This window comes from Bartonella sp. SL320 (genome assembly GCF_059687635.1).
Genome location: NZ_CM185143.1, coordinates 561,294 through 587,114 on the forward strand (window position 1 = coordinate 561,294; position 25,821 = coordinate 587,114).

Genomic DNA, 25,821 nt, shown 5'->3' on the forward strand with positions numbered 1-25,821 from the left:
TCGGTTTTTCTTCAAAAACAACTTTGTTAAAGGACATTTTTTCGCGTTGAGGATGCTGAGGGGCACGCATAGCTTATAAAGTTTTCTCGAATTCTGGAATAATTTGGTGGAGATCTCCCACAAGGATGTAATCGGCAACTTTCATGATGGGTGCTTCTTCATCTTTATTAATGGCAACAATAATTTGTGCATCCATTATACCGGCTAAATGTTGGATTGCACCAGAAATGCCAACGGCGATATAGAGTTCGGGAGCAACGATTTTTCCTGTTTGTCCAATTTGCCAATCGTTGGGAGCATAGCCTGCATCAACTGCTGCGCGGCTGGCTCCTAAAGCGGCTTCTAATTTTTTTGCAAGGGGAAGAAGAAGCGCCATAAACTGTTCTTGGGAACCAAGACCACGTCCGCCTGAGATAATAACACGTGCCGAGGTAAGGTCTGGACGATCACTTTTATGTGTTTCTGCTTTTACGAAAGAAGAAAGATTGGGATTGGGCGCTGGTGTTATTGTTTTAATGGGGGCTACATTATTTTGGGAAGGCGTTGGTGTGAAAGAGGCGGTGCGAATGGTTATAATCTTTTTATGATCATTGCTGCGGACAGTTTCAAGTGCATTACCCGCATAAATGGGGCGTTTGAAGCTATCGGGTGAAAGAACGGCGGTAATATCTGAAATTTGCATAAGATCAAGAAGAGCGGCTACGCGTGGCATCACATTTTTTCCAGTCGTGCTGGAGGCTGCCATGATCACATCATAATCATTGGCGAGCGCAATGATTGTATCTGCCACCGGTTCGGCAAGTTGATAGGCTAAATAATCAGCTTCGGCCATAAGGACTTGCCGCACACCATGAAGTTTAGCACAGTTTTGCGCTATTGTTTGAATGTCTTCTCCGCAAACCAAAATATCGATATCGTTACCGATTGCATGCGCAGCGGTGAGTGCTTTTGCGGTTTCTTGTGTATTATGATCGGCCAATAAAAGAATTGCCATAAGTTTTTTTTCCTTTTATGTGCGTATTGCTTTTACTCTAGAAAATATTAAATGCAGTTTTTTTGTTTTAGTGCACTGACAAGCTCTGCGACATTCGCCACTTTAACCCCAGATTGACGCGGTTTGGGCTCTTCAACACTTAAAACTGTCAAGCGTGCTTTCGTATCGATACCAAGATCAGTAAGCGCTTTTTGTTCAATGATTTTCTTTTTTGCTTTCATGATATTGGGAAGAGAAGTATAACGCGGTTCATTGAGCCGTAGATCGGTGGTCATAACCATAGGAAGGGGAAGACAAAGAGTTTGTGTTCCATTGTCGACCTCACGCGTAACGATAGCCTGCCCATTTTCTATGTTAAGATGTGAGGCAAAAGTTGCCTGTCCCCAACCAAGAAGAGCGGCAAGCATTTGTCCTGTTTGGTTGCTATCGTCATCAATCGCTTGTTTTCCTAAAAAGACCATATCGGGTTTTTCTTCATCGACAATGGCTTTGAGAACCTTAGCAATGCTCAAGGGTTCAAGTGTTTGATCTGTTGTGATCAGAAGGGCGCGATCAGCCCCCATTGCAAGTCCTGTTCGTAAAGTTTCTTGGGCGGCTTCTGGCCCAATTGAAACAAGAACAACTTCTGAAACTTTACCGGATTCTTTCTGGCGAATGGCCTCCTCCACGGCTATTTCGTCAAAAGGATTCATAGACATTTTTACGTGAGACAAATCAACGCCTGTGCTATCGGGTTTGACGCGTATCTTGATGTTATAATCAACAACACGTTTGACAGCGACAATTATCTTCATGATGATCCTCTTTGGTTTATATGATCACAAGTTTATAGCAATACGTATAAGAAACCAAATTGTTTAGAATGAAGTTTCATTTATAACGTGTATTCTCTTTAATTTAAGCCTTTTTTACGTTTACTTGTACTTTCTTGTCATCATTTTCAATCTTCATTTCTTTTGCATGGCCATAATTGCCTTATTTGCTTGAATAAAAGGTAAAAAAATAAAACCATCTTGTGAGAATATTATTTTTTGTTTCACGATGCTTTGTTTATGATGATGCGATAGAGATTTTATGCCATGAAAATTTAAGTAAAAAAAAATAAAAGTGGGGGAAATGATTGTGCTCTTAAAATCTTGAGAGGAGAAAAAATATTTTTTAAAAATGTTGGGGATGAATATTAGGCAAATATTTGAGGTGAATATAAATATTTTTGATGAAGATCAGGGAAAAGTATTTCTAACAAAAAATGGGGAATTCTTAAAGCTCTATTTACTAAAATAGCGTATGATGTCTCATTATTTCTTGCTGTTCTTTTCAAAAAGGTTAATGAGGGGTAGGCGTTTGTGAATACGAAGGGTCATTCGGTCGACCAAGCAACCAATCCGGTTCAAAGTCATCAATTTTCTTCTTTTATTGAACAAAAGAAGAGAATGGACACACCTGTAGAAGTAACAATGTCGGATATTGCTCAAAAGTTACGCACGGTTTATGCACAGATGCAAATGAAACCTTCGTCTCGTCCTTTGAAGCAACAGAGCTTTGTCGAAGAACATTTTAAATCTTATTTAGATGACATTAGTCGGGCTATTTTGGCTGAATATTATATCCGTCGACAAAGAGAAAAAAAGCTTTTTGAATCTTTAGAGCAGATTAAAACACTTGTTCAAAATTTGCAGCGTGAAAAGAAAAGCCTAGAAGAAGCAACGGTAACACGACAGGTATCTCGTTCAAAATTATCTGATTCTGTTGTGCAAAAACTGGCTCATATGGAATGTGAGGAAAATCAAGAACAGTTACGGTTTCAAAAGGAACAAAACTTTTCCAAACAAAACACTATAGCGCTACTCCAGACAAATGTTGAGAATGGATTACATGTTAAAAATGTGTTACAGCAAGAAAATAAAAGCTCTGTGTCCAGTAATTCCCTTTCGCCAAGGGATGCACTTTTGCCTGGGGATGTTCTAAAGCCTGCTTTTAAACAGGGTGAGAAAACAGTGGAGCGTGCTGTGATAGAAGAAAAGGGGATAGATGTTCAGACCTCTAATCATCGCATTGAGAATGATGTTTCTTCTGTCTTAAAAGCGCGGCCTCGCAAACGTGTATCGTTTTTGTCTCATTTTGTAAAAAAAAGTGTTCTTTGTTTTTTTACCATTGCATTTGTGGGCGCGATAACGTTATGTTTTTATAGCTTTTTAAAAGGAGTTCGCTTTTTTAATTTTTTATGATGTTGATGTTAATAGAGTTGAAATAGATTGCGCATTCGTGATTGTGCAAAAACTATAGCCGTTAAAATTATCTTTTTAAACACGCAACAGAGATTATTGGACAAGAGGGATCGTTGGAGAGAAAATCTCCAGCTGTTAAAAAGCCTCAAATTATTTTGAAGGTTCTATCCGTGAGTATTTACTTACCCATTGCTGAAATGTCACTCAATATGCTGATCTTGATTGGTATGGGGGTTGTTGCTGGTTTTTTTTCAGGTCTTTTTGGTATTGGTGGTGGTTTTCTCATCACACCGTTATTAATTTTTTATAATATTCCCCCTGCTATTGCTGTTGGAACAGGGGCTAACCAGATGATTGCATCATCGGTAACAGGGGCGATTACACATTTTAGAAGACGGACGCTTGATATCAAACTTGGTATTCTTTTGGCACTTGGTGGAGGGGCTGGTTCGTTAATTGGGATTCAAATTTTTTCTATTTTGAAAAAGTTAGGTCAATTAGATCTGATGATTTCGCTTCTCTATGTTATTCTTCTTGGAAGTGTTGGAAGCTTGATGATTATTGAGAGTTGGTTTGATATGATGCGCAAGCGTAGGGTAGGAAAAGCCAATGTTCGTCCTGCAAGTCGGCATAGACATAACTGGATTCATCGCTTACCGTTAAAAATGCGTTTCCGAACATCTATGATCTATGTCAGCATTATTCCTGTGTTAGGCATTGGTCTTATTGTGGGGTTATTGTCTTCTATTATGGGAATTGGTGGGGGGTTCTTTATGATCCCAGCATTAATTTACCTTTTGCGTGTTCCAACCAGTGTGGTGATTGGGACGTCACTTTTTCAGATTACATTTGTATCTTCTTTTACGACAATTTTACAAAGTATGACTCATCAGTCCGTTGATATTGTTTTAGCTTTTTTATTAATGCTTGGAGGAAGTATTGGGGCGCAATATGGAACACGGGCTGGACGGAAGTTAAAAGCTGAACAATTGCGTATGGCACTGGCATTTTTGGTGTTGGTTGTATGTATGCGTCTTGCTTTTCAGTTATTTGTACGCCCAGATAATCTTTTCTCTCTGGATATTTTGATGAGATGAAAATGGGTAGATTATTATCTTTATGCATCATGGCAGGTTGCTTTTGTTTTGTTTCTTTTCCTACGTGGTCACATTTTGAGACGATCGGGACATTCGTTGATAAGGTTGATCATGAAACTGTCCAAATTATCGTAACAACCAATACGATTACGGTGGATGCAAATTTTGCTGGTCGTGATCTTTATATTGCGGGTGTTTTAGAAAATATTGATCCCTTATATTCTCGACAAAGCCGTTATGATGTTGTTGTAAGCTTAGAGGGACAGGGGCGGACAATGGTGATGCGGGAAAAAAAACGCAATGCCGGTGTATGGGTTAATACAGATTCCCTTATTTTTAAAAAGGTTCCTCTTTTTTACTCTATGGTTACAACACGTGACATTGAGGATATTACAAGCATTGAAAATTATAAACGCTTGGGATTAGGGTTACCCTATTTGCCATTACAGACGGACGGAAAAGATCAGAAAAAAATACAAGCTTTTCGCGATGAACTGGTGAAATTACAAAAAGCTAAAAGCCTTTACTATGAGGAAGTAGGCGGTGTTCGTTTTGGTTCTGATACACTTTTTACAGCACATTTTCGCTTGCCAGCCAATATCCCTGTTGGGCATTATAAGGCTCGTGCTTATCTTTTTCGTGATGGACAGTTTATTGATAGTGCGACAACAACGCTTGAAATTGTTAAAGCACATATCGCTTATACAATTTTTTATGCTGCACACAAATATCGTTTTCTCTATGGCGTTATTGCGGTGATTATTGCTATTACCACCGGATTTTTATGTCGTTTTATTTTTCGAAAAGATTAGTTAAGAAAAATGTTTAAAGTGCTTATTTTCTATGAAGAATGCGCAAGATAAGAAAAATGGGCACAACAATAATGGCTCCCATTATTGTTATATGGAACAAGTTTGTCAGTGTTATAAATCCTGTTTCCCATAGGGATTGAAAAAAACCAACTATTTTTTTTATGAGACTTTGAGGTGTCCATCCCAAAAAATTCATTACGATACCAATGAAAAATGAAAGAATGAGCAACTTTAGACTAACTTTGCTGAATGAGCCTCCAAGAAACATATGCAAAGAAGCGGATAATTTTTTCTTTCGGTTCATTTTAATATACTTTCGGATATTTTATTTTTTTGTTGTATCATTATAGTATAGTGATGCCCTTATCATAAAAAAGAAGCATTTTTGCGAAATTTTTATGGTACTTATTTTATTAGATGGAATGATATACTTTTCTTTATAAGAATTGATAGAGAAACTTTGTAGCATTTTAATATTTCGCATCAGAGGTGAGCGTTCTCGTAGATTAAAAACTTTTTAACGGGCTTAATTATTATGCTGTGTATAAAAATAATATTTTAAGACAGTTTACTTAAAAAAAGACTATCTATTCTGATAAGGGTATGCTTATATAGATATTATATTTTGATATTTCAACCTTAGTTCATTAAAAAGATATTTTTGCTCAAAAAATATAAGCAATGAATTGAGTATTGCTGAAGGGGCAAAGGTATTTAAAAGCGATGTTGAAAAAAGTTTTTTGTATGGGCGTATAAGCGAATGTCAGAAACCTCATGCTTCTTTTATTTTGAAATAAGATAGCATTAAAGGCTGTTATTATTATTTTACGAGAATGATGAGAAATTCACAATTCCTCTTGTAGAAGAGGGTGAGGTGGTTGAGGCTGGAAAATGGGTGAATTTTCCTGTTTTATTATAATATCAAAATATTAAGTCCCCTTGTTCATGAAGGGACTTAAGTCAACAGGAAACATGCTTTGATAGCATAAAAAACACTAGAAAAAAGAAGAAACATCAGAAAAAAAGAGATAAACCTATCCAATAAAAGAGAAAAAATTTCTATCTTATAGTTTTCAATAGTAGATATTGTAATATCGTCATTAAATTCTGTTATCAATTACACCATTGATTGTATATCAAAATGTTTTTAGATATATGTTCAAAATTCTGGCTTATAAGTATGGCATAAATATGGCAAGAGGAGTGATTAATAAGTCGTATTGTTTAAAAGTTTTTAACCTTTGTCTCTTGGAGGCTATGGTCTGCTTAATACTGTTATTTTTCACGTTTTGGTTGCGTGGGGAATTTATACAATAAACGTTAAAAGGAAAAGTCTATGAACTTGAAAAGAAAAATCTTAAAAAGGAGCAGCAGCCTTGTTTCTGTTCTTATAGCATTGGGGATGGTTTCACAACAGGCTGAAGCAAAAACACCCGCCGATACGCTTGTCATGGCTTGGAATCTCGATGCAATCGGTACGTTTGATCCCGCGCAACTTAACGATGTTTATGGAAGTGAAATTGTTCGCAATGTTTGTGATACTTTGGTGAGTGGTGCAACAGATGATCCTGCTAAAATGGTTCCGATATTAGCAACGCATTGGGATGTTGCTGGAGATGATCATAGCACGGTGATTACCTTTCATTTGCGTGATGGTTTAAAGTTTAATGATGGCAGACCCGCCAATGCCAATGATCTTGTTTGGAGCATGAAGCGGATTGTGAAATTAAAAATGGCCAATGCAGCTATTTTTAATGAATATGGCATTGTAGAAAAAAATGTTGATGAGGCGCTACAAGCCCCGGATGAGAAAACAGTGGTGATGAAGTTTGAAAAGCCTTATCCAGCAGAGCTCATTCTTAATAATATTGTGGCAAGTCCTGCGACTGCTTTGCTTGATCGTAAGACGATTATGAAGCATGAAAAAAATGGTGATCTGGGCAATCAATATTTGAAGAGTCATGCTGCTTGTGTTGGTCCTTATCAGTTAAAAAGTTGGCGTCCTGGAGAAGCTCTTATGTTGCGTGCTAGTTCCCATTATTGGGGAGAGGCACCGAAGCTGAAGCAGATTCTCATTCGTCATGTTGCAGAGCCTGGAACACAACGTTTGTTGTTGCAAAAGCACGATATTGATGTTGCGCGTAATTTAACCCCTGAAGATCTGGAAGACTTGAAAAAAACGACAGATGTTAAAGTTGAAGAAATCTTAGAGCCAACCATGATGTATTGGGGATTTAATATGACAAACCCCATTTTTGCGAAGGAAAAAGTGCGTTTGGCCATGCACTATCTTATCGACTATGAAGGACTTGGCAAAAAACTTCTCAAAGGTATTGGTATTCCACGGTCAAGTTTTATTCCTCTTGGCAATTTTGGGGCGTTAGATGAAAAGGAAGGGCAACCCTTTAAACTTGATATTCAAAAAGCCAAGAAACTTTTAGCAGAGGCGGGTTATCCGAATGGATTTGAAGCCAATTTTCTTATCTCTAATACGCCTTATAATTTGTTGCTTGCTCAATCAATCCAAGATAGTGCTGCGCAGGCAGGGGTGCGTCTTAAAATTGAACGTGTGGCAGGGACGCAGTTATTTTCAAAGGTAAATGCACGGGCTTTTGATACGACTTTTATCGGATGGAATAATGATTCTGCGGATCCACATACCATGGCTTCACGCCTTGTTTATAACCCAGATAATCGGTTTGAGGCGAAAAATACAGCTTATCCTAGTTGGCAGCATGGGTACTTTGATGAAGAGATGAATAAAAAAGTTGAAGAGGCATTGTTTCAAAAAGATCCGAAAAAGCGGGCGCAAATATATGCTGATTTACAACGCGAATTGATGCAAAAGGGACCTTATGCCTTTATTTATCAGAGATATGATGTTGTTGCGATGACGCCGAGTGTTAAAAAGTGGGTTTGGAATAGTGCACCCCATATTTTTTATAGTAAAATTGAAAAATAAGTGTGTCTATAATGCTGTCAAATACATAAAAAACTTGTCATGATCTATTCGGCGTTTTGCATAAATTTTCGAGTTTTGCAAGACATCGAAGATCGTCAATAATTCGTATTGTTAAATATTTTTGACATAACTCATTGAACGGTGATGTTTCATTTTCACGAAAGATGTATTTGTGTGGATGTGGAGATTGGACATAGTCCTTGCAGTGAAAGGTTATCAATTTATTGGCAAAAAAAATCAGTGCAACATATGTCGCATAATGTAGTCGCGCTGAAGATGCAAAGACTTTGCAATATGGAAGAAAGGTTTTGTTTATACGAGGAAATATCAGTTTTTTATGAGGCACATATTTCCTTTTGCTTCTGAAAGGTGATGAGAGGCAAATGGAAAATGTGTTTCAAGGAGAAGCAAAAAATTCAACTTTTCTTTTGAACGAAGGAATAAAAGTTGTTGTACGTGGCAAATTGCCGAATTTTCCTGTGTTATCAAAACGTCAAATTATAATGAAGGCTTTTGGGCCAATAGAGGGGAATGCTTGAATGATATTAAAGAATGCAGAAGAAAGCAGAGATAAGTTTGCCAACAAAACAAAAATAAAAACTTTGTCGAGAGTCTTCAATGGTGAGATGTTAGGACACCATGAAGAGAAGATACTATAAAGTTGTTTTGTGATGGATGATTATTTATCACATTGTTTTCTCTTATGTTTTTTTTGTTATCCTATAGGTGTTTATGGGCAAAAGAGACTGGTTGGCAAGAGAGAAATTGAAGGTTTTAAAACTGTGTTTTTAGGATCTCATGGTTTGTTTAATTTTATTATTAAGCAAGTTCGTTTTGCGTGAGGAATTTATATAATAAACGTTAAAAGGAAAAGTCTATGAACTTTAAGAAAAATATATTGAAAAGGAGCAGTTCTTTTATTTCTGCTCTTATGGCATTGGGGATGTTTGTACAACAAGTTTCAGCAACAACACCGGCTGATACGCTTGTGATGGCTTTGAATCTTGATGCAATAGATACGTTTGATCCTGCGCAGATCAATGAACGTCATGCCAATGAAATTATTAGCAATATTTGTGATAATCTAGTTGATTCCGCGAAAGATGATGCTGCTAAAGTCGTTCCTTCTTTGGCAAAAAGTTGGGATGTTTCAGATGATGGCCAGGGGACAGTCCTTACGTTTCATTTGCGTGATGGTTTGAAATTTGATGATGGTCGTCCTGCTGGTGCTCATGATCTTGTTTGGAGTATGAAGCGGATTGTTAAGTTAAAATTATCTGCAGCGGCAATGTTTAACGAATATGGAATTACTGAAGAAAATGTTGATTCTACTCTTCAGTCCCCCGATGATAAGACAGTGGTGATGAAATTTGATAAGCTTTATCCAGCACAGCTTATCCTTAGTCATATGGCTTCTGTTCGTCTTGCTGCTTTACTTGATCGTGAAACCATTATGAAACACGAACAAGATGGTGATATGGGAAATCGCTATTTGGCAAGTCACGCTGCTTGTGTTGGTCCTTATCAATTAGTGAACTGGCGTTCTGGAGAGGCAATTTTGTTGCGTGCAAGTTCCCATTACTGGGGAGAGCCAGCAAAGTTAAAGCAAATTCTTATTCGCCATATTGCTGAGCCTGGAACACAACGTTTATTGTTGGAAAAACACGATATCGATGTTGCGCGTAATTTGATGCCAGAAGATATCAAAGATCTCCAAGAAACAACAGATATTAAGGTTGAAAAAGTGTTGGCACCCTCTGTGATCATGTGGGGTTTCAATGTGACAAATCCTATTTTTGCCAATGAAAAAGTGCGTTTGGCCATGCGCTATCTTATCGATTACGATACTCTTGGAAAAACGCTTCTTAAAGATGTTGGTATTCCACGGGCAAGCTTTATTCCTCTTGGTAATCTTGGGGCTTTGGATGAAAAAGAAGGGCAACCCTTTAAACTTGATTTAAAAAAAGCCAAGCAGCTTTTAACAGAAGCAGGTTATCCAGATGGTTTTGAGGCTAATATTTTGGCAGGAAAGTCTCCTTATCCTTTTGCGTTGCCTATTGCTCAGTCTATCCAAGACAATGCAAAAAAAATAGGTGTGCGCTTTAATATCGAACATTTTGTCGGGACACAGTTGTTTTCAAAACTTTATGCACGGAATTTTGATACAATTTTTATGGGATGGAATAATGACTCTGCCGATCCGCATACCATGGCTTCACGTCTTATTTTCAATCCGGATAATCGGTTTGAGGCTAAAAATACAGGCTATGCTAGTTGGTGCCATGGCTATTTTGATGAAGATATGAATCAAAAGGTTCAGGATGCATTGTTTGAAAAAGACCCCAAAAAACGGTCAAAAATGTATGCTGATTTGCAGCGTGATTTTATGCAAAAAGGACCTTTTGCTTTTGTTTATCAGACATATAGTATTATCGCGATGACACCTGATGTCAAAAAATGGGTGTGGAATAGTGCTCCACGTATTTTTTATAATGACATTGAAAAATAAGCATGTTTTCAACTGTTGTTATATACAACAATGAATATGATGATGATATCTTCGGTGTTTTGCATAAGGCTTAAAAGCTTTGCAAAATATCGAAGTTTATCGCTAAAATGCATTATAGAATAATGCGGAAGATACTGCCGTTTAACATAGAGACTATCTGTATCGATGAAATTTACATAGGTAGATATTAAGATTGGAGATTTCCATCTTAAGTGAAGTAAAAAAACTTAAGTGAAGTAAAAAATAATGAATTTGTTTGTTAAAAAAACGAGCACACTGAATATAAGCAGAGTTTAGTATTTTATAGAAAAAGCGGGGAACCTTAAAATGTGCTGTTGAGAAAAAATGAATTATATGTAGGTGCGTTGGGGGAATATGAGGTTATTGTGGAGCTGATGCTTCAAATGATACCAGCTTTCCTTAAAAAATGATAAAATGTTGGAGACTATCCTCTGTATGGCTTCATATGGAAATGCTCAAATTTCTATGTGAGGAAGGAGAGGAGTGTCCATTGTTGGGAACGATGCTTATAAGGATTGGCAAAATATCAGAGGGGCTTTGAAGGCTTTTAAAGCAACGGAAATTTGTGTTCTCAAGACTCTTTTTAGAAAATCGTAAAAAGACTTTTAAAGCAGAAGTTTTGTTTGATGCGATCAAGGAAGTTCTCTGGTTTGTATGTTCAAAGTTTCAGGTGTGGTGACATCACCAATGGGCGCTGTCATTTGTGCGATCACACATTGTTTAGCAGATTTCCGTGTTTAGCAGATCTTTGTTGTCTGTTTTGCTTTAGCTGACAAGTACTGCTTAAAGGGGGTTGTTTCTGCTGCTTGAAGGCTTTGCTATTTTATCTTTAGGAGATGTCTTTCCCAAGTCTGATCTTTTTATTTTTGCGCGCTCCTATGGCCAAGGGAAATTTATACAATAAACTTTAAAGGAAAAGTCTATGAACTTTAAGAAAAATATATTGAAAAGGAGCCGTTTTTTTGTTTCTGCTCTTATGACATTGGGGATATTTGTGCAACAGGTTGAAGCAAAAACACCGGCCGATACGCTTGTGATGGCTTGGGATCTTGATGCAATCAGTAATTTTGATCCTGCACAGCTCAATGATCGGTATGGCGCTGAAATTGTTGTCAATGTTTGTGATAATTTGGTTGATACTGCCAAAAATGATGGCGCTAAAGTCGTTCCTTCTTTGGCAAAGAGTTGGGATGTTGTAAGCGACGACCAGAGTACGATGATTACTTTTCATTTGCGTGATGATTTGAAATTTAATGATGGTCGACCTGCCGGTGCTCATGATCTTGTTTGGGGGATGAGACGGGTTGTCAAATTGAAGCTGTCTAATGCGGCAACTTTTAATGAATATGGTATCACAGAACAAAATGTTGATGAGGCTTTTCAAGCACCCGATGATAAGACAGTGGTGATGAAATTTGATAAACCTTATCCAGCAGAGCTTATTTTGAGCAATATTTCCACTAATCGTACTGTTGCTTTGCTTGATCGTGAGACACTGATGAAACACGAAAAAGATGGTGATATGGGAAATCGCTATTTGGCCAGTCACGCTGCTTGTGTTGGTCCTTATCAGTTAGAAAGTTGGCGTCCTGGAGAAGGGATTTTATTGCGTGCAAGTTCCCATTATTGGGGAAAGGCACCAAAATTGAAGAAGATCCTTATTCGTCATATTGCTGAGCCTGGAACACAGCGTTTGTTGTTGGAAAAACACGATATTGATGTGGCACGTAATTTAACGCCAGAGAATATAGCAGACCTGAAAGCAACAACAGATATTAAGGTTGAAAAAATATTGGCTCCCTCTCTGATCGTATGGGGCTTCAATGTGACAAATCCTATTTTTGCCAATGAAAAAGTGCGTTTGGCCATGCGCTATCTTATCGATTATGATGCTTTGGGAAAAACGCTTCTTAAAGATGTTGGTATTCCACGGGCAAGCTTTATTCCTCTTGGCAATTTTGGGGCTTTGGATGAAAAAGAAGGACAACCTTTTAAACTTGATTTAAAAAAAGCCAAGCAGCTTTTAACAGAAGCAGGCTATCCAGATGGTTTTGAGGCTAATATTTTTGCAGGAAAATCTCCTTATCCTTTTGCTTTGCCTATTGCTCAGTCTATCCAAGACAATGCAAAAAAAATAGGTGTACGCTTTAAAATTGAACATTTTATCGGGACACAATTGTTTTCAAAACTTTATGCACGGGGTTTTGATACAATTTTTATCGGATGGAATAATTCTTCTGCCGATCCCCATACCATGGCTGCACGTTTTATTTTAAATCCGGATAATCGGTTTGAGGCTAAAAACACAGGCTATCCTAGTTGGTGCCATGGTTATTTGGATGAAGATATGAATAAGAAGGTAAGGGAAGCCCTCTTTCAAAGAGATCCACAGAAACGAGCACAAATGTATGCTGATTTACAACGTGATTTTATGCAAAAAGGCCCTTATGCTTTTATCTATCAGACATATAATATTGTCGCGATGACACCTGATGTCAAAAAATGGGTGTGGAATAGTGCACCCCGTATTTTTTATGCTGACATTGAAAAATAATTTTTATTTGTAAAGCATAAAAAACATCGTCTGATATCTTCGACGTTTTGCATCGTGTTTTCAAGCTTTGCGAGACGTCGAAGATTGTAAATTAAGAGGGGGATATGTTGTTTCATGTCTTATCAGGATTGTTCATCTTAAGAGAGATTTTTCATTCTCATTCAAAGCGGTATTTTGTAGGGTGAAGATTTCAACTTCTCTGAATTGAAAAGGGATTAATTTATTTGCTGAAAAGATTAGTGCAACACATGTCACATAATTGAACTTTGCTAAAGGAACAAAGATTTTGCAATGTTGTAAGAAAAGTTTTGTTATGGGGGATACGAGGAATATTAGTTTTTTATGGTGCCCATATTTTCTTTTACTTTGAAAGCTGCTACGGTGCATACTTGAGGCCATTATTTTGCGGGGAGGAGGTTATTTTATGGTAAGCAATGAAAAAATTCGAAATCCCTTTTTGAAAGGGATAGAAGTTGTGCAACTTGGCGCATTGGCGAAATTTTCTGCTTTATCGAAACATCAAATGATTATGAAGGTTGTTTGTTATTAAGCGCTTGAGCCCACAGGGAGCGTTTTTTGACGATATTTAAAAAATGTAAAAGACGTTAAAAGAGAAAAATACGGGAAGAAAGAAGAGATACGTTTGCTCAACAAGAGAGAAGAAATCTTGGGTTTATCGTCTTTAAATGGTGGGTGATATCATCAATCGGCTCTCTTATGGGGGATCATCCATTGTCTATTATCATCCATTGTCTATTGGAATGTTTGTCTGGCGGAGCGTTTTCCTGTGTAGGTTTGGGGGTATCCTATAGGTGAACAGGTGTACAAGGACAAAAGGATAATGAGTAAGGGGGGGCAAAAGTGCTCATCATGTTTATCTTGCAGAGCCTATGGCGCGTCTAATCTCATTATTTTACGTGATTTTGTTGTGTGGGGAAATACAATAAACATTAAGAGGAAAAACTTATGAGCTTGAAGAAAAAAATATTAAAAGGGAGCAGCTGTCTTGTTTCTGTTCTTATGGCACTGGGAATGGTTGCACAACAGGTTGAAGCCAAAACACCGGCAAATACGCTTGTTATGGCTTGGAATCTTGATGCAATCAGTACGCTTGATCCCGCGCAAAGCAATGATATTTATGCCAATGAGATTATTGAAAATGTTTGTGATAGTTTGGTCAGTACTTCGACAAATGATCCAGCAAAAGTCGTTCCGGTATTAGCAACACATTGGGATGTTTCAGGGGATGATCACAGTACGGTGATTACCTTTCATTTGCGTGACGGTTTAAAGTTTAATGATGGCAGACCCGCTAACGCCCATGATCTTGTTTGGGGTATGAAGCGGGTTGTTAAATTAAAGATGGCCAGCGCGGCAACTTTTAATGAATATGGAATTGTGGAAAAAAATATTGATGAGGCGCTGCAAGCTCCGGATGATAAAACAGTCGTCATAAAATTTGATAAGCCTTATCCAGCGGGGCTTATTCTTAATAATGTTATTGCAAATCACGTAACTGCTTTGCTTGATCGTAAGACGATTATGAAACATGAAAAAAATGGCGATTTAGGCAATCTGTATTTGAAGAGTCATGCTGCTTGTGTTGGTCCTTATCAGTTAAAAAGTTGGCGTCCTGGAGAAGCTCTTTTGTTGCGTGCTAGTTCCCATTATTGGGGAGAGGCACCCAAATTGAAGCAGATTCTTATTCGTCATGTTGCAGAGCCTGGAACACAACGTTTGTTATTGGAAAAGCACGATATTGATGTTGCGCGTAATTTGACCCCTGAAGATCTGGCAGACTTGAAAAAAACAACAGATGTTAAAGTTGAAAAGGTGTTGGTGCCAACCATGATGTATTGGGGATTTAATATGACAAATCCCATTTTTGCAAAGGAAAAAGTACGCTTGGCAATGCGTTATCTCATAGATTATGAAGGTTTTGGCAAGAAACTTCTCAAAGGGATAGGTATTCCACGGGCAAGTTTTATTCCTCTTGGAAACTTTGGCGCTTTGGATGAAAAAGAAGGGCAACCCTTTAAACTTGATATTCAAAAAGCCAAGAAACTTTTAGCAGAGGCGGGTTATCCAAATGGATTTGAAGCTAATTTTCTCGTCTCCAATACGCCTTATACTTTAGCTCTTGCTCAATCGCTCCAAGACAGTGCTGCGCAGGCTGGGGTGCATCTTAAAATTGAACGTGTGGCAGGGACGCAATTGTTTTCAAAAGTGGCTGCTCGGGCTTTTGATACGACTTTTATCGGCTGGAGTAGCGGGTCTACAGATCCGCATACCATGGCTTCACGCCTTGTTTATAATCCGGATAATCGATTTGAGGCGAAAAATACAGCCTATCCTAGTTGGAAGAGTGGGTATTTTGATGAAGGTATGAATAAAAAAGTTGAAGAAGCATTGTTTCAAAAAGATCCGCAAAAGCGTGCGCAGCTTTATGCTGACTTACAACGCGAATTGATGCAAAGCGGCCCTTATGCCTTTATTTATCAGAAATATGATGTTGTTGCGATGACGCCGGATGTCAAAAAGTGGGTTTGGAATAGTGCGCCCCGTGTTTTTTATAGTAAAATTGAAAAATAAAAGGGGATCAAATTTATAAAATATAAAAAAGCATGATCACGATATATTTGACGTATTGCAAAGCATCAAAAAATTTTGCAATACGTTGAATTTTATCGGTGATCGATTGCTCTTATTTTGTAGAAAATTTTAATTTTAAGACATTCTCTTTAGAAAGAGTTTCTATTCTCATGAAAGCTGTATTTGGATAAAAGCTGTGTTTGTATAGATGTTAAGATTGAATGTTTCAACTGTCGTTGATACCTTTTACATTTTATAAGCGAGAAGAATGCTCTATAAATTTCCATGAAATGGTTTTAGGTATTATTGATAATTCTCATAATTGCTTTAAAGCTAAGAGGTATCCGATTTGGTGTTATGGGTATTTAGATAAAATATACATCAAAAGGTTAAAGATGCAGAGTTTTTAAAGGCTTCACAGAAACGGATGTAGCGAGTTCAAAAATGGTGAGTTTGTTTGATGAAAAAACAGTTGCAACAAATGTCGCAGAATTTACTGTTTCAGAAATAGCTGGGGCTTTAAAGCGCGTTGTTGAAGAGAAGTTTGGGTATGTACGGGTGCGTGGTGAGATCTCAGGGTATCGTGGGGCCCATGCTTCGGGGCATGCTTACTTTGCTTTAAAAGATGACAAGGCACGGCTGGAGGCTGTTATTTGGCGTGGGGTCATGGACAAGCTTAAATTTCCTCCTGAAGAAGGGATGGAAGTCGTTGCTGTTGGAAAACTAACAACGTATCCAGGGTCATCGAAATATCAAATTGTCATTGAGGCTCTTGAACCAACAGGAGTTGGTGCTTTGATGACTCTGCTTGAAAACCGTAAGAAAAAGTTTGCAGAAGAAGGCTTATTTGATGAGACAAAGAAAAAGCCTTTGCCTTATATGCCTCGCGTTATAGGTGTTGTAACATCACCAACGGGCGCTGTTATTCGGGATATTATTCATCGTATATCTGACCGTTTTCCGTTACATATTTTGGTTTGGCCTGTCCGTGTCCAGGGGGAAACAAGTGGGAGTGAAGTGGCTGCTGCTGTTGAAGGTTTTAATGCCCTTGACGCAGGAGGACACATTCCAAAACCGGATCTGCTTATTGTTGCACGGGGAGGAGGAAGTTTAGAAGATTTGTGGGGGTTTAATGATGAAGCTGTTGTTCGTGCTGTTTATGCTTCTAAGCTCCCAGTTATTTCTGCTGTTGGGCATGAAACAGACTGGACTTTGATTGATTATGTCGCTGATTGGCGTGCTCCAACCCCTACAGGAGCGGCAGAAAAGGCTGTTCCCGTTAAGCTTGATCTTGAAGTAAGTGTTGCATCCCTTGGAGCACGTTTGCGTAAAGGACTTGCACGTTCTTTTGATTTTCATCAACAAAAGTTGCGTGCTGCCAGACGAGGGCTTCCCACTGTCGACCAACTTTTTGCGCTACCGCGGCGTGGTTTTGATGAAATTTCAAGTCGATTACAGCGTGCTCTTTGTGTGAGCTACGATAAAAAACGTTTTTCTTTTCATGCTCTTCAGCTCCGTCTTTCGCCACGTTTGTTAAATAGTGAAAAAGCACAACGCCATACAGAAGAATATACGGCGCGTCTTCAGCGTGCTTTTGTACGCAGTGTGGAAAGACAACGCGCGGCGTTAGAGTTGGCATGTAGGCTTTTAAAAAGCACTTCTTATCAGAATATTTTAGAGCGTGGTTTTGTTTTGGCTTTAGGGCAAGATTATAAGCCCATTAAACGATTAGCGCAGTTGCCTGAAAATGGACAAGTAAATTTACGCTTTTTTGATGGGGATATCAGTGTTGCAACAAAAGAGCCTGTTTCTGCAAAACATTCAAAACACAAGAAAATAAAGTCACCAAGCGATGACCAAGGAACTCTCTTTTAATAGGGTGAATTTAATGCTGGCAGAAGGGCTTCTTAAGGGGATGGATGGAAAAGTTCGTTGCGCATGGGCTGGAACGGATCCTCTTTATTGTGCTTATCATGATAACGAATGGGGAAAACCTGTTTTTGAGGATATTCCTTTGTTTGAAAAAATTTCTCTTGAAGGTTTTCAAGCGGGGCTTTCTTGGTTGACGATTTTAAAAAAACGCCCTTCTTTTCGTATTGCATTTGATGATTTTGATTTTGAAAAGATTGCTCATTATGATGCGTTAAAGGTGCAAATGTTGATGCAGAATAAAGGCATTGTGCGTCATCAAGGGAAAATTCGTTCAGTGCTTAATAATGCACTCAGAGCACAGGAAATTATAATAGAGTGGGGGAGTTTGTCCCACTATTTTTGGTCTTTTAAACCACCACAATCGGAGCGTTATGAAAAGATAGATTTTCAAACACTTTCGGCTCATCCTATAACCCCTGCCTCTCTTCGTCTTTCTAAAGATTTAAAAAAACGCGGCTGGACATTTGTTGGTCCCACGATTTGTTATGCTTTTATGCAGTCTATCGGGATTGTCAATGATCATCTTGAAGGGTGTTTTTGTCGATAAATTGGCAATTTTCTCTTATCAAGGGCAATGATCAAGAGAATAATAATTATTATATCGATGTACAGATAACACCGCTGTATAAGATAACTGAATGATATAAACGAAACCATCATGATAATTTTTCTACTGTTGCGGGCTATCAAAATGATAAAATAAAGTATAATTTTGAGGATGAAGAAACAGATGCAAAAAAGAGTTATATCTTGAGTTTTCATGTATCTGGCGTTAGATAATGGTGATATTCATTGGTCAAACAGGATATTACCTAGTTGCTAATTCATGTGCTTTCTTAAAAAATATCATGTTCTCATTTAGCAATGGGGCTTATGAATGTTATAACAATGAAGTTATTTTGCACTACTCTCCTGTGTTCATGAAGGGACGTGTCCGCACCATTTAGCATTTTTCCATCTCCTCCAAGTTGCGTCAGTACTTGGCATTTGAAATGGCTTAGAAGAGATATTTGTATTTTTGTTAATAACATCGTTATAAGCTGGCCGTTATAATTAACTCATCAATATTTTATTCATGTTTATCGATGAATGCAAAGTGGTTTTTAGCTGGGGTGTTATTGTTGCATTATCGTATTTTGCTTTGGTTGTATGAGGGTTGATTTATTGGCGTGGTGATTGATTGTCCAAGACTTGCTAAGCACTCTAAAACAAAACGCAATAATGAAAAATTGACGTTAAGTAACTTAAGTTGCTTGTGTTAGGTTTTATTATCTGATAAGTTTCCCCCATTAGAGAGGAGTTTTGCTGCGTGTAAGCAGCAGTTTTGGGGAGGATACTTAAGCTCAAGCGCACTTGTATCCACTGCATTGCTTCGTTAAATCTCTGTATTGGGCTGTTGCAAACGAAGGCTTTGTGACGGTGTGTTGCTTGTTATTCTATTTTTGTTACGGAAAAGTAATCAGGCACACTAAAATTTAGAAGGATTTATATTCGTTATGTTTTTGGGAAAAATCATCTCATGAATTTTGTTTTTATCAATGAGGGAGGCTATTTTAATGGGTCTTCTTTTATTGCAAGTTTTATTGCAAGCTTTATCTCTCAGAAGATAAAATTTGGAAGAAGTGGTTTTCTCATTATTCATTTTTCTTTATTAAGGCATTTAGCCTTTCTGGTAGGAAAAATTTTGATACTTAATTTTCAAAAGCTTAAGCATATTTTTGTGAGGGGGGAGTTTGAGACAAGATATTCTCTTAATGTTTTCTACTGTTTTAATACAGTTTTGATCATGGCGTAAAGATGTCTGGCATCTTGAAAATGAGTATCTAAGGGGAGAATGAGTTTTGAAGTTTACGTATTTTATTTTAAATACAACCTAAAGAAATAGAAAAGGAATAAAAATAGTGCGTTCATAAAACGTTACGCAATGATTTCTTTTTTAGTTTACTGTTTTTTTGGGGCTTACAAGGTTTATCATTTGATGATTTATGGGGGAATAATAAAGCGCGGGGTTGATATAAAGGACCTAATATAAAGCGCATTGTTGTGTGCAAAGAGCGATTATGAAAAAAGATAATATTGGTTGAAAAAACATATATTGCATGTTTTCTGTTGTTTAATTGAGACTTCAGTCAATGAAATTTATAAAATGGGGTGGGAATTTATAAAGTGGATGGAATTTAAAAATAAGATGACTCTGTATAGGTGATGAAAATGTCTTTGTTTCATTTTTATAATCATAAGTTTGCTCTTTATGATTATAAATTTACCTGTCATTTCAGTGTCATTCATTGATAACAATATTGATAAGAATAAAGGGGAAAGTTTATGAACTTGAAAAGAAAAATCTTAAAAAGGAGCAGTAGCCTTGTTTCTGTTCTTATGGCATTGGGAATGGTGACACAACAGGCTGAAGCCAAAACACCGGCGAATACGCTTGTCATGGCTTGGAATCTCGATGCAATCAGTACGTTTGATCCTGCGCAACTTAATGATGTTTATGGAAGTGAAATTATTTACAATGTCTGTGATAATTTGGTGAGCACAGCGACAGATGATCCAGCAAAAGTCGTTCCGGCATTGGCAACGCATTGGGATGTTTCAGGGGATGATCACAGTACGGTGATTACCTTTCATTTACGTGATGGTTTAAAGTTTAATGATGGCAGAACAGCCAACGCCCATGATCTTGTTTGGGGCATGAAGCGGATTGTGAAATTAAAAATGGCCAATGCAGCCATTTTTAATGAATATGGCATTGTAGAAAAAAATGTTGATGAGGCGCTACAAGCCCCAGATAAAAAAACGGTGGTGATGAAGTTTGAGAAACCTTATCCAGCAGAGCTCATTCTTAATAATATTGTGGCAAGTCGTGCGACTGCTTTGCTTGATCGTAAGACGATTATGAAGCATGAAAAAAATGGTGATTTGGGCAATCATTATTTGAAGGCTCATGCTGCGTGTGTTGGTCCTTATCAGTTAAAAAGTTGGCGTCCTGGAGAGGCTATTTTATTGCGTGCTAGTTCCCATTATTGGGGAGAGGCCCCTAAATTGAAACAGATTCTCATTCGTCATGTTGCAGAGCCTGGAACACAACGTTTGTTGTTGCAAAAGCATGATATTGATGTTGCACGTAACTTGACCCCTGAAGATCTGACAGATTTGAAAAAAACAACAAATGTTAAAATTGAAGAAGTCCTCGTGCCAACTATGATGTATTGGGCATTTAATATGACAAATCCCATTTTTGCGAAGGAAAAAGTACGTTTGGCTATGCGTTATCTTATCGATTATGAAGGACTTGGCAAAAAACTTCTCAAAGGTGTTGGTATTCCACGGTCAAGTTTTATTCCTCTTGGCAATTTTGGCGCTTTAGATGAAAAAGAAGGGCAGCCCTTTAAACTTGATATTCAAAAAGCCAAGAAACTTTTAGCAGAGGCGGGCTATCCGAATGGATTTGAAGTCAATTTTTTGGTCTCTAATACGCCTTATACTTTGTTGCTTGCTCAATCAATCCAAGACAGTGCTGCGCAGGCTGGGGTGCATCTTAAAATTGAACGTATGGCAGGGACGCAGTTGTTTTCAAAGGTGAATGCACGGGCTTTTGATACAGCTTTTATCGGATGGAATAATGATTCTGCGGATCCACATACCATGGCTTCACGCCTTGTTTATAATCCGGATAATCGGTTTGAGGCTCGAAATACAGCTTATCCTAGTTGGAAGAGTGGGTATTTTGATGAAGAGATGAATAAAAAAGTTGAAGAAGCATTGTTTCAAAAAGATCCGAAAAAGCGGGCACAGCTTTATGCTGATTTACAACGTGAATTGATGCAAAAAGGTCCTTATGCCTTTATTTTTCAGAAATACGATGTTGTTGCGATGACGCCGGATGTCAAAAAATGGGTTTGGAATAGTGCGCCCCGTGTTTTTTATAGTAAAATTGAAAAATAAGTGTGTCTATAATGCTGTCCAAGCAAAAAGAGCTTGATCATAATTACGTGATGCAAATATTCTCCTGTGTAAAAGCTTTTCAGTTTTTTTAAAAGAATGCATTTGTGTGGGGGCAGTATATGATTGAAGCTGTTGATAGATGGGATAGGTATATTCGGAGGAGGAATCTTTGTTTAAGGTCATATGGATTCTTAGTATTCTAAGTAATAGATTGCTGTATGAGAGAAGTATTTTTAGATGTTTGGTTTGGTTAAATAAAGTTGATGTTTGATACTATGCTGTTTAAAAGATAAAAGAGCAAAATCACAATTATGTTGTGTGAAGAGGTACAAGAATACAACAGGAAGCGATAAAATGGGGAAAAAAGAATGTTGAAAAGAATTTGTATTTTATTAAGTACAATAGGCTTTTTAAATAGCGCTATAGCATCAGCATTTAGTGCTTCATCTAAAGATGTATTGGTGATGGCGTGGAATATTGATTCAATTAGTGGATTTGATCCCGCACAAACCGTTGAGGTTGTGACGAGTGAGTTATTGACAAATATTTGCAGTGCGCTTGTGCAGTATGATGAGCATGATCCTACAAAAATTCGTCCAGCTATGGCAAAATCTTGGGACGTTTTAGATAATGGCAAAAGAATAGTTTTTCATCTTCGTGATGATTTGAAGTTTGATGATGGAAGGGTAGCAACAGCGCAAGATCTGGCATGGTCAATGCGACGGATTATTAAATTAGGATTGAGTTATGCTCAATCTTTAATGGATTATGGATTTACCAAAGATAATGCCGCAACAAATATTCAGGCTCTTGATGATAAGACTTTACAATTAAAATTAGACAAACCTTATCCTACTCAGCTGATATTGACTGTTATTGGACAGTCTTATGCCTCTGCTCTGCTTGATCGGAAAACACTTGAAGCGCAGAGTATTAACGGGGATATGGGGAATAAGTATTTAGCGACACATTCGGCTTGTGTTGGACCTTATAAATTGGCAAGCTGGTCTCCAGGAGATAAAGTTGTGTTAGAGGCTACACAGCATTATTGGGGGAATGTTCCTAAAATTAAGCATATTGTTGTACAGCACGTAGGGGATTCATCAAGTCAAAGACTTCTTTTGGAAAAAGGTGATGTGGATATAGCACGGGATCTTTCTTCAGAGGATATTTTAGATATTGAAAAAAAAGGCGGTCCAGTCAAAATTAGTCGTGTTTTGCGCCCACAGATTATTTATTTATCACTGAATAATAAAAATAAAATTTTTGCGAATGAAAAGGTCAGATTGGCCCTTCGTTATTTGGTTGATTATGAAGGTCTTGGAAAAACTGTTTTGAAGGGGATTGCTATTCCTCGGGCAACTTATATGTCCTTGGGTGTTCCGGGGGCTTTGGATGAAAAAGAAGGCTTGCCTTTTAAGTTAGATTTGAAAAAAGCAAAACAGTTGATTACCGAGGCTGGTTATCCTAACGGTTTTAAGGCTAATCTTTTAGTTGGAAGTCTTAGTTATATGTCCTCTGTTGCGCAGTCTATTCAAGCCAATGCACGCAAAATTGGTGTTGAGCTGACACTTGAAAAAATGGCTCAAAATCAATTGTTGAGCCGTGTGCGCGGTGGAAATTATGATACTGCCCTTATGGGGTGGGGAAGTGCTGACCCTGATGGACATCCTGCTTCATTAAATCACGTGTTTAATCCTGATCCAACCTTTACAAAAAAGCACAATATGTACTTGGCTTGGCGCGCTGGATATTATGATGAAAATATTAATAAAATGGTGATGGATGCTTTGTTTGAGCAAGATCCTAATAAGCGCATTATGCAATATCGTACTTTACAACATTATGTGCTAGAGCATGGTCCTATGGTTTATTTATTTCAGACATATTATACCGTTGGCATGGGACCTGATGTCAAAAAGTGGGTTTGGAACACTTACAGACTTTATTACAATGAAGCAGAAAAATAAAAAAAGAGGCATGTTATAGAGAAGGATTTTAGAACATGCTTAATAAGAGGTTGTTTCGTTATATAAAAAGAGGTATTTGCTTTATGTTTTATCGCTACAGAGGGGATTTTTATAATGGTTTTGTCGCTTTCAGAGACTGAAAGAGCCGTATCAGAAAAGCAAAAAAGATTATTTGTATGGGATTTTTTGTTCAAAGGATTAAAGCTGCTTATTTCAGTTTTTATCACATTGCTTGGGTTGGTGACGATTACTTTTTTTCTTGGTCATCTGCTTCCTCTTGATCCTGTTCTGTCTATTCTTGGTGATAATATTAGTCAGGAAGCTTATGATGCCATGTATTATAAGCTGGGTCTTGATAAGCCGTTGATTGTTCAGTATTGGAAGTATCTCCAGAATGTATTTTTATTTGACTTTGGAGATGCTTTAACATCCGGGCGTCCTGTTTTAGCTGATATTATGCGCGTGTTTCCTGCAACATTAGAGCTTGCAACTGTTGCTATTGTTATTGGCACAACTCTTGGAATTCCCTTTGGTGTTTTTGCCGCAATGTATCGCGATTCATTTATTGATTATGTTGTCCGTGTTTTTACACTTTTGAGTTATTCTACGCCGACATTTTGGCTTGGGCTTATGGCGTTGTTAATATTTTACGCCAAGCTTAGCTGGGTCGGTGGTCCAGGGCGACTTGATTTTCTTTATGAATATTCTTTTGAACCCAAAACAGGATTTTTTCTTTGGGATACCGCAACCCAAGGACAGTGGGAGGCTTTTGGCAATGTCTTTAGTCACATTATTATGCCTGCTTTGATCTTAGCTTTTGGTGCGATGGCTTATATTAGTCGGATGACTCGTGGGTTTATGATTGAACAGCTTAATCAGGAATATATCATTACTGCACGTGTAAAGGGATTATCGTGGGCACGGACGGTTTGGGGGCATGCCTTTCGCAATGCTGCTGTTCAAGTTATTACCGTTGTTGCACTTTCTTATGCTTTTTTATTAGAAGGGGCTGTTTTGACGGAGACTGTTTTTGCTTGGCCTGGTTTTGGACATTATTTGACAAATGCTCTTCTCGCTGGAGATATGAATGCCGTTGTCGGGTGTACTTTACTTGTAGGCTTTATCTTTGTTGCCATTAATTTATTTTCTGATTTGCTTTATCGCATTTTTGACCCAAGGACACGTTGAATATGACAGCTCGTAATCATCAAAAATCACAATCATCATCTTCTTTGGGTTCTTGGTTAAATGATCCGGTTCCACGGTCCATCATTCAAGCGAACCTACAAAGAGTTTATCACGCACTGGTTAAGTTTTTTCATAACTTCTCGGCTGTATTTGGTCTGCTTATTATTTGTATCATTATCATATGTGCACTTTTTGCGCCTTGGATTGCTACGCATGATTTTCTTAGCAATGATCTGGGACATCGGTTGCAGCCCCCCTCTATGGCGCATTATTTTGGGACCGATGAATTAGGACGTGATATTTTTAGTCGTCTTGTTTTTGGTTCTCGGATTACTCTTTATGTTGTTTTTCTTACAACAATTATTGTCGGTCCAATAGGGCTTATTGTTGGGACTGTCTCTGGTTATATGGGGGGATGGGTTGATACTGTGCTCATGCGCATTGTCGATATTTTTCTTGCTTTTCCAGGTTTGATTTTAGCTCTCGCCTTTTCAGCTGCATTGGGCCCTGGAATTGAAAATGCTTCTATTGCAATTTCAATTGCAGCATGGCCACCAATCGCACGTTTAGCGCGCGCTGAGACTTTGACGATACGTTCTTCTGATTATGTTTCTGTCGTGCGCTTGCAAGGGGCTTCTGCTTGGAGAATTATTTTGTTTCATGTTGCACCCATGTGTATTCCTTCAGTGATTGTACGATTAACTTTAGATATGTCTGGAATTATTTTAACAGCTGCTGGTCTTGGTTTTTTGGGGTTGGGAGCACAACTTCCAAGTCCTGAGTGGGGAGCGATGCTTTCCTCAGGGCGGGAATTTATGATGACAAATTGGTGGTTGGCGGCAATACCAGGCTGTGCAATATTATTTGCAAGCCTTGCTTTCAATCTTTTAGGTGATGGTCTTCGTGATGTATTGGATCCACGCAATGGGTAATAAATTATTAGAAGTAGAAGATTTACGTATTTCTTTTCCTACAACACGTGGACTTTCAGAAGTTGTGCGCGGTGTTAGC

Annotated in this window: 18 protein-coding genes; 15 read left to right on the forward strand and 3 right to left on the reverse strand. The window is 37.9% G+C overall.

What is annotated here, in order from left to right; translation table 11 throughout:
- Positions 1 to 73: 73 nt before the first annotated feature.
- Together AC6ER8_RS02370 and AC6ER8_RS02375 are read right to left on the reverse strand one after the other, a co-directional pair.
- Positions 74 to 994 carry an electron transfer flavoprotein subunit alpha/FixB family protein gene (locus AC6ER8_RS02370; protein WP_497079023.1) on the reverse strand — a complete coding sequence of 307 codons (921 nt, stop codon included), beginning with the start codon at positions 992 to 994 and terminating at the stop codon, positions 74 to 76.
- A gap of 47 nt (positions 995 to 1,041) precedes the next feature.
- On the reverse strand, positions 1,042 to 1,788 hold the full coding sequence (locus AC6ER8_RS02375; protein WP_497079024.1) for an electron transfer flavoprotein subunit beta/FixA family protein: 747 nt from the start codon (positions 1,786 to 1,788) through the stop codon (positions 1,042 to 1,044).
- Between the two features lie 552 nt (positions 1,789 to 2,340).
- On the opposite strand from AC6ER8_RS02375, the gene AC6ER8_RS02380 reads away from it, so the two are divergent.
- The 3 genes from AC6ER8_RS02380 to AC6ER8_RS02390 all read left to right on the forward strand — a co-directional run bounded on the left by AC6ER8_RS02380 (position 2,341) and on the right by AC6ER8_RS02390 (position 5,131).
- Entirely contained in the window at positions 2,341 to 3,222 is an 882-nt protein-coding gene (locus AC6ER8_RS02380; RefSeq protein ID WP_497079026.1) for a hypothetical protein, read from the forward strand.
- A gap of 170 nt (positions 3,223 to 3,392) precedes the next feature.
- The gene (locus AC6ER8_RS02385; RefSeq protein ID WP_497079028.1) at positions 3,393 to 4,319 is read left to right on the forward strand and encodes a sulfite exporter TauE/SafE family protein; all 927 of its coding nucleotides are present in this window, start codon (positions 3,393 to 3,395) and stop codon (positions 4,317 to 4,319) included.
- 2 nt (positions 4,320 to 4,321) lie between these two features.
- The gene (locus AC6ER8_RS02390) at positions 4,322 to 5,131 is read left to right on the forward strand and encodes a TIGR02186 family protein (RefSeq protein WP_497079030.1); all 810 of its coding nucleotides are present in this window, start codon (positions 4,322 to 4,324) and stop codon (positions 5,129 to 5,131) included.
- A gap of 22 nt (positions 5,132 to 5,153) precedes the next feature.
- Here the strand turns inward: AC6ER8_RS02390 and AC6ER8_RS02395 are convergent, their stop codons facing one another.
- Positions 5,154 to 5,435 carry a DUF6460 domain-containing protein gene (locus AC6ER8_RS02395; RefSeq protein WP_497079032.1) on the reverse strand — a complete coding sequence of 94 codons (282 nt, stop codon included), beginning with the start codon at positions 5,433 to 5,435 and terminating at the stop codon, positions 5,154 to 5,156.
- A gap of 1,032 nt (positions 5,436 to 6,467) precedes the next feature.
- Between AC6ER8_RS02395 and AC6ER8_RS02400 the strand changes: the two genes are divergently transcribed.
- The 12 genes from AC6ER8_RS02400 (at position 6,468) to AC6ER8_RS02455 (ending at position 25,742) form a co-directional block, all read left to right on the forward strand.
- Entirely contained in the window at positions 6,468 to 8,093 is a 1,626-nt protein-coding gene (locus AC6ER8_RS02400; protein WP_497079034.1) for an ABC transporter substrate-binding protein, read from the forward strand.
- Positions 8,094 to 8,476: 383 nt separating this feature from the next.
- A complete protein-coding gene (locus AC6ER8_RS02405) occupies positions 8,477 to 8,632 on the forward strand; it encodes a hypothetical protein (RefSeq protein ID WP_497079035.1) in 156 nt (51 codons plus the stop codon).
- A gap of 338 nt (positions 8,633 to 8,970) precedes the next feature.
- Positions 8,971 to 10,602 (forward strand): ABC transporter substrate-binding protein, encoded by a 1,632-nt coding sequence (locus AC6ER8_RS02410; RefSeq protein WP_497079036.1) that lies wholly within the window; start codon positions 8,971 to 8,973, stop codon positions 10,600 to 10,602.
- Positions 10,603 to 11,545: 943 nt separating this feature from the next.
- Complete coding sequence (locus tag AC6ER8_RS02415; RefSeq protein WP_497079037.1) at positions 11,546 to 13,177, forward strand: ABC transporter substrate-binding protein; 1,632 nt, start codon at positions 11,546 to 11,548, stop codon at positions 13,175 to 13,177.
- A 424-nt stretch (positions 13,178 to 13,601) separates the two neighbouring features.
- Positions 13,602 to 13,727, forward strand: coding sequence for a hypothetical protein (locus AC6ER8_RS02420; protein ID WP_497079038.1), 126 nt, complete (start codon positions 13,602 to 13,604; stop codon positions 13,725 to 13,727).
- A gap of 416 nt (positions 13,728 to 14,143) precedes the next feature.
- Positions 14,144 to 15,769, forward strand: coding sequence for an ABC transporter substrate-binding protein (locus tag AC6ER8_RS02425; protein ID WP_497079040.1), 1,626 nt, complete (start codon positions 14,144 to 14,146; stop codon positions 15,767 to 15,769).
- Positions 15,770 to 16,216: 447 nt separating this feature from the next.
- On the forward strand, positions 16,217 to 17,644 hold the full coding sequence (xseA, locus tag AC6ER8_RS02430) for an exodeoxyribonuclease VII large subunit (RefSeq protein ID WP_497079568.1): 1,428 nt from the start codon (positions 16,217 to 16,219) through the stop codon (positions 17,642 to 17,644).
- Positions 17,622 to 18,248: a DNA-3-methyladenine glycosylase I gene (locus tag AC6ER8_RS02435; protein WP_497079042.1), complete on the forward strand. Its 627-nt coding sequence runs from the start codon at positions 17,622 to 17,624 to the stop codon at positions 18,246 to 18,248. The genes xseA and AC6ER8_RS02435 overlap by 23 nt, the downstream gene beginning before the upstream one ends.
- Positions 18,249 to 20,026: 1,778 nt before the next feature.
- Positions 20,027 to 21,652 (forward strand): ABC transporter substrate-binding protein, encoded by a 1,626-nt coding sequence (locus AC6ER8_RS02440; RefSeq protein ID WP_497079044.1) that lies wholly within the window; start codon positions 20,027 to 20,029, stop codon positions 21,650 to 21,652.
- 368 nt (positions 21,653 to 22,020) lie between these two features.
- Positions 22,021 to 23,622, forward strand: coding sequence for an ABC transporter substrate-binding protein (locus AC6ER8_RS02445; protein ID WP_497079045.1), 1,602 nt, complete (start codon positions 22,021 to 22,023; stop codon positions 23,620 to 23,622).
- Positions 23,623 to 23,736: 114 nt separating this feature from the next.
- Positions 23,737 to 24,810, forward strand: a complete 1,074-nt coding sequence (locus AC6ER8_RS02450) for an ABC transporter permease (protein ID WP_497079047.1) — start codon at positions 23,737 to 23,739, stop codon at positions 24,808 to 24,810.
- A 2-nt stretch (positions 24,811 to 24,812) separates the two neighbouring features.
- A complete protein-coding gene (locus AC6ER8_RS02455) occupies positions 24,813 to 25,742 on the forward strand; it encodes an ABC transporter permease (RefSeq protein WP_497074626.1) in 930 nt (309 codons plus the stop codon).
- The last annotated feature ends 79 nt before the right edge of the window (positions 25,743 to 25,821 follow it).

Bases quoted from the DNA above. Each gene is read 5' to 3' on its own strand.
- AC6ER8_RS02420 (WP_497079038.1), top strand. From the start codon at position 13,602: ATGGTAAGCAATGAAAAAATTCGAAATCCCTTTTTGAAAGGGATAGAA.
- AC6ER8_RS02450 (WP_497079047.1), top strand. From the start codon at position 23,737: ATGGTTTTGTCGCTTTCAGAGACTGAAAGAGCCGTATCAGAAAAGCAA.
- AC6ER8_RS02375 (WP_497079024.1), bottom strand. From the start codon at position 1,788: ATGAAGATAATTGTCGCTGTCAAACGTGTTGTTGATTATAACATCAAG.
- AC6ER8_RS02425 (WP_497079040.1), top strand. From the start codon at position 14,144: ATGAGCTTGAAGAAAAAAATATTAAAAGGGAGCAGCTGTCTTGTTTCT.
- AC6ER8_RS02410 (WP_497079036.1), top strand. From the start codon at position 8,971: ATGAACTTTAAGAAAAATATATTGAAAAGGAGCAGTTCTTTTATTTCT.
- AC6ER8_RS02445 (WP_497079045.1), top strand. From the start codon at position 22,021: ATGTTGAAAAGAATTTGTATTTTATTAAGTACAATAGGCTTTTTAAAT.
- AC6ER8_RS02400 (WP_497079034.1), top strand. From the start codon at position 6,468: ATGAACTTGAAAAGAAAAATCTTAAAAAGGAGCAGCAGCCTTGTTTCT.
- AC6ER8_RS02435 (WP_497079042.1), top strand. From the start codon at position 17,622: ATGACCAAGGAACTCTCTTTTAATAGGGTGAATTTAATGCTGGCAGAA.
- AC6ER8_RS02455 (WP_497074626.1), top strand. From the start codon at position 24,813: ATGACAGCTCGTAATCATCAAAAATCACAATCATCATCTTCTTTGGGT.
- AC6ER8_RS02405 (WP_497079035.1), top strand. From the start codon at position 8,477: ATGGAAAATGTGTTTCAAGGAGAAGCAAAAAATTCAACTTTTCTTTTG.
- AC6ER8_RS02390 (WP_497079030.1), top strand. From the start codon at position 4,322: ATGGGTAGATTATTATCTTTATGCATCATGGCAGGTTGCTTTTGTTTT.
- AC6ER8_RS02415 (WP_497079037.1), top strand. From the start codon at position 11,546: ATGAACTTTAAGAAAAATATATTGAAAAGGAGCCGTTTTTTTGTTTCT.
- AC6ER8_RS02370 (WP_497079023.1), bottom strand. From the start codon at position 994: ATGGCAATTCTTTTATTGGCCGATCATAATACACAAGAAACCGCAAAA.
- AC6ER8_RS02440 (WP_497079044.1), top strand. From the start codon at position 20,027: ATGAACTTGAAAAGAAAAATCTTAAAAAGGAGCAGTAGCCTTGTTTCT.
- AC6ER8_RS02395 (WP_497079032.1), bottom strand. From the start codon at position 5,435: ATGAACCGAAAGAAAAAATTATCCGCTTCTTTGCATATGTTTCTTGGA.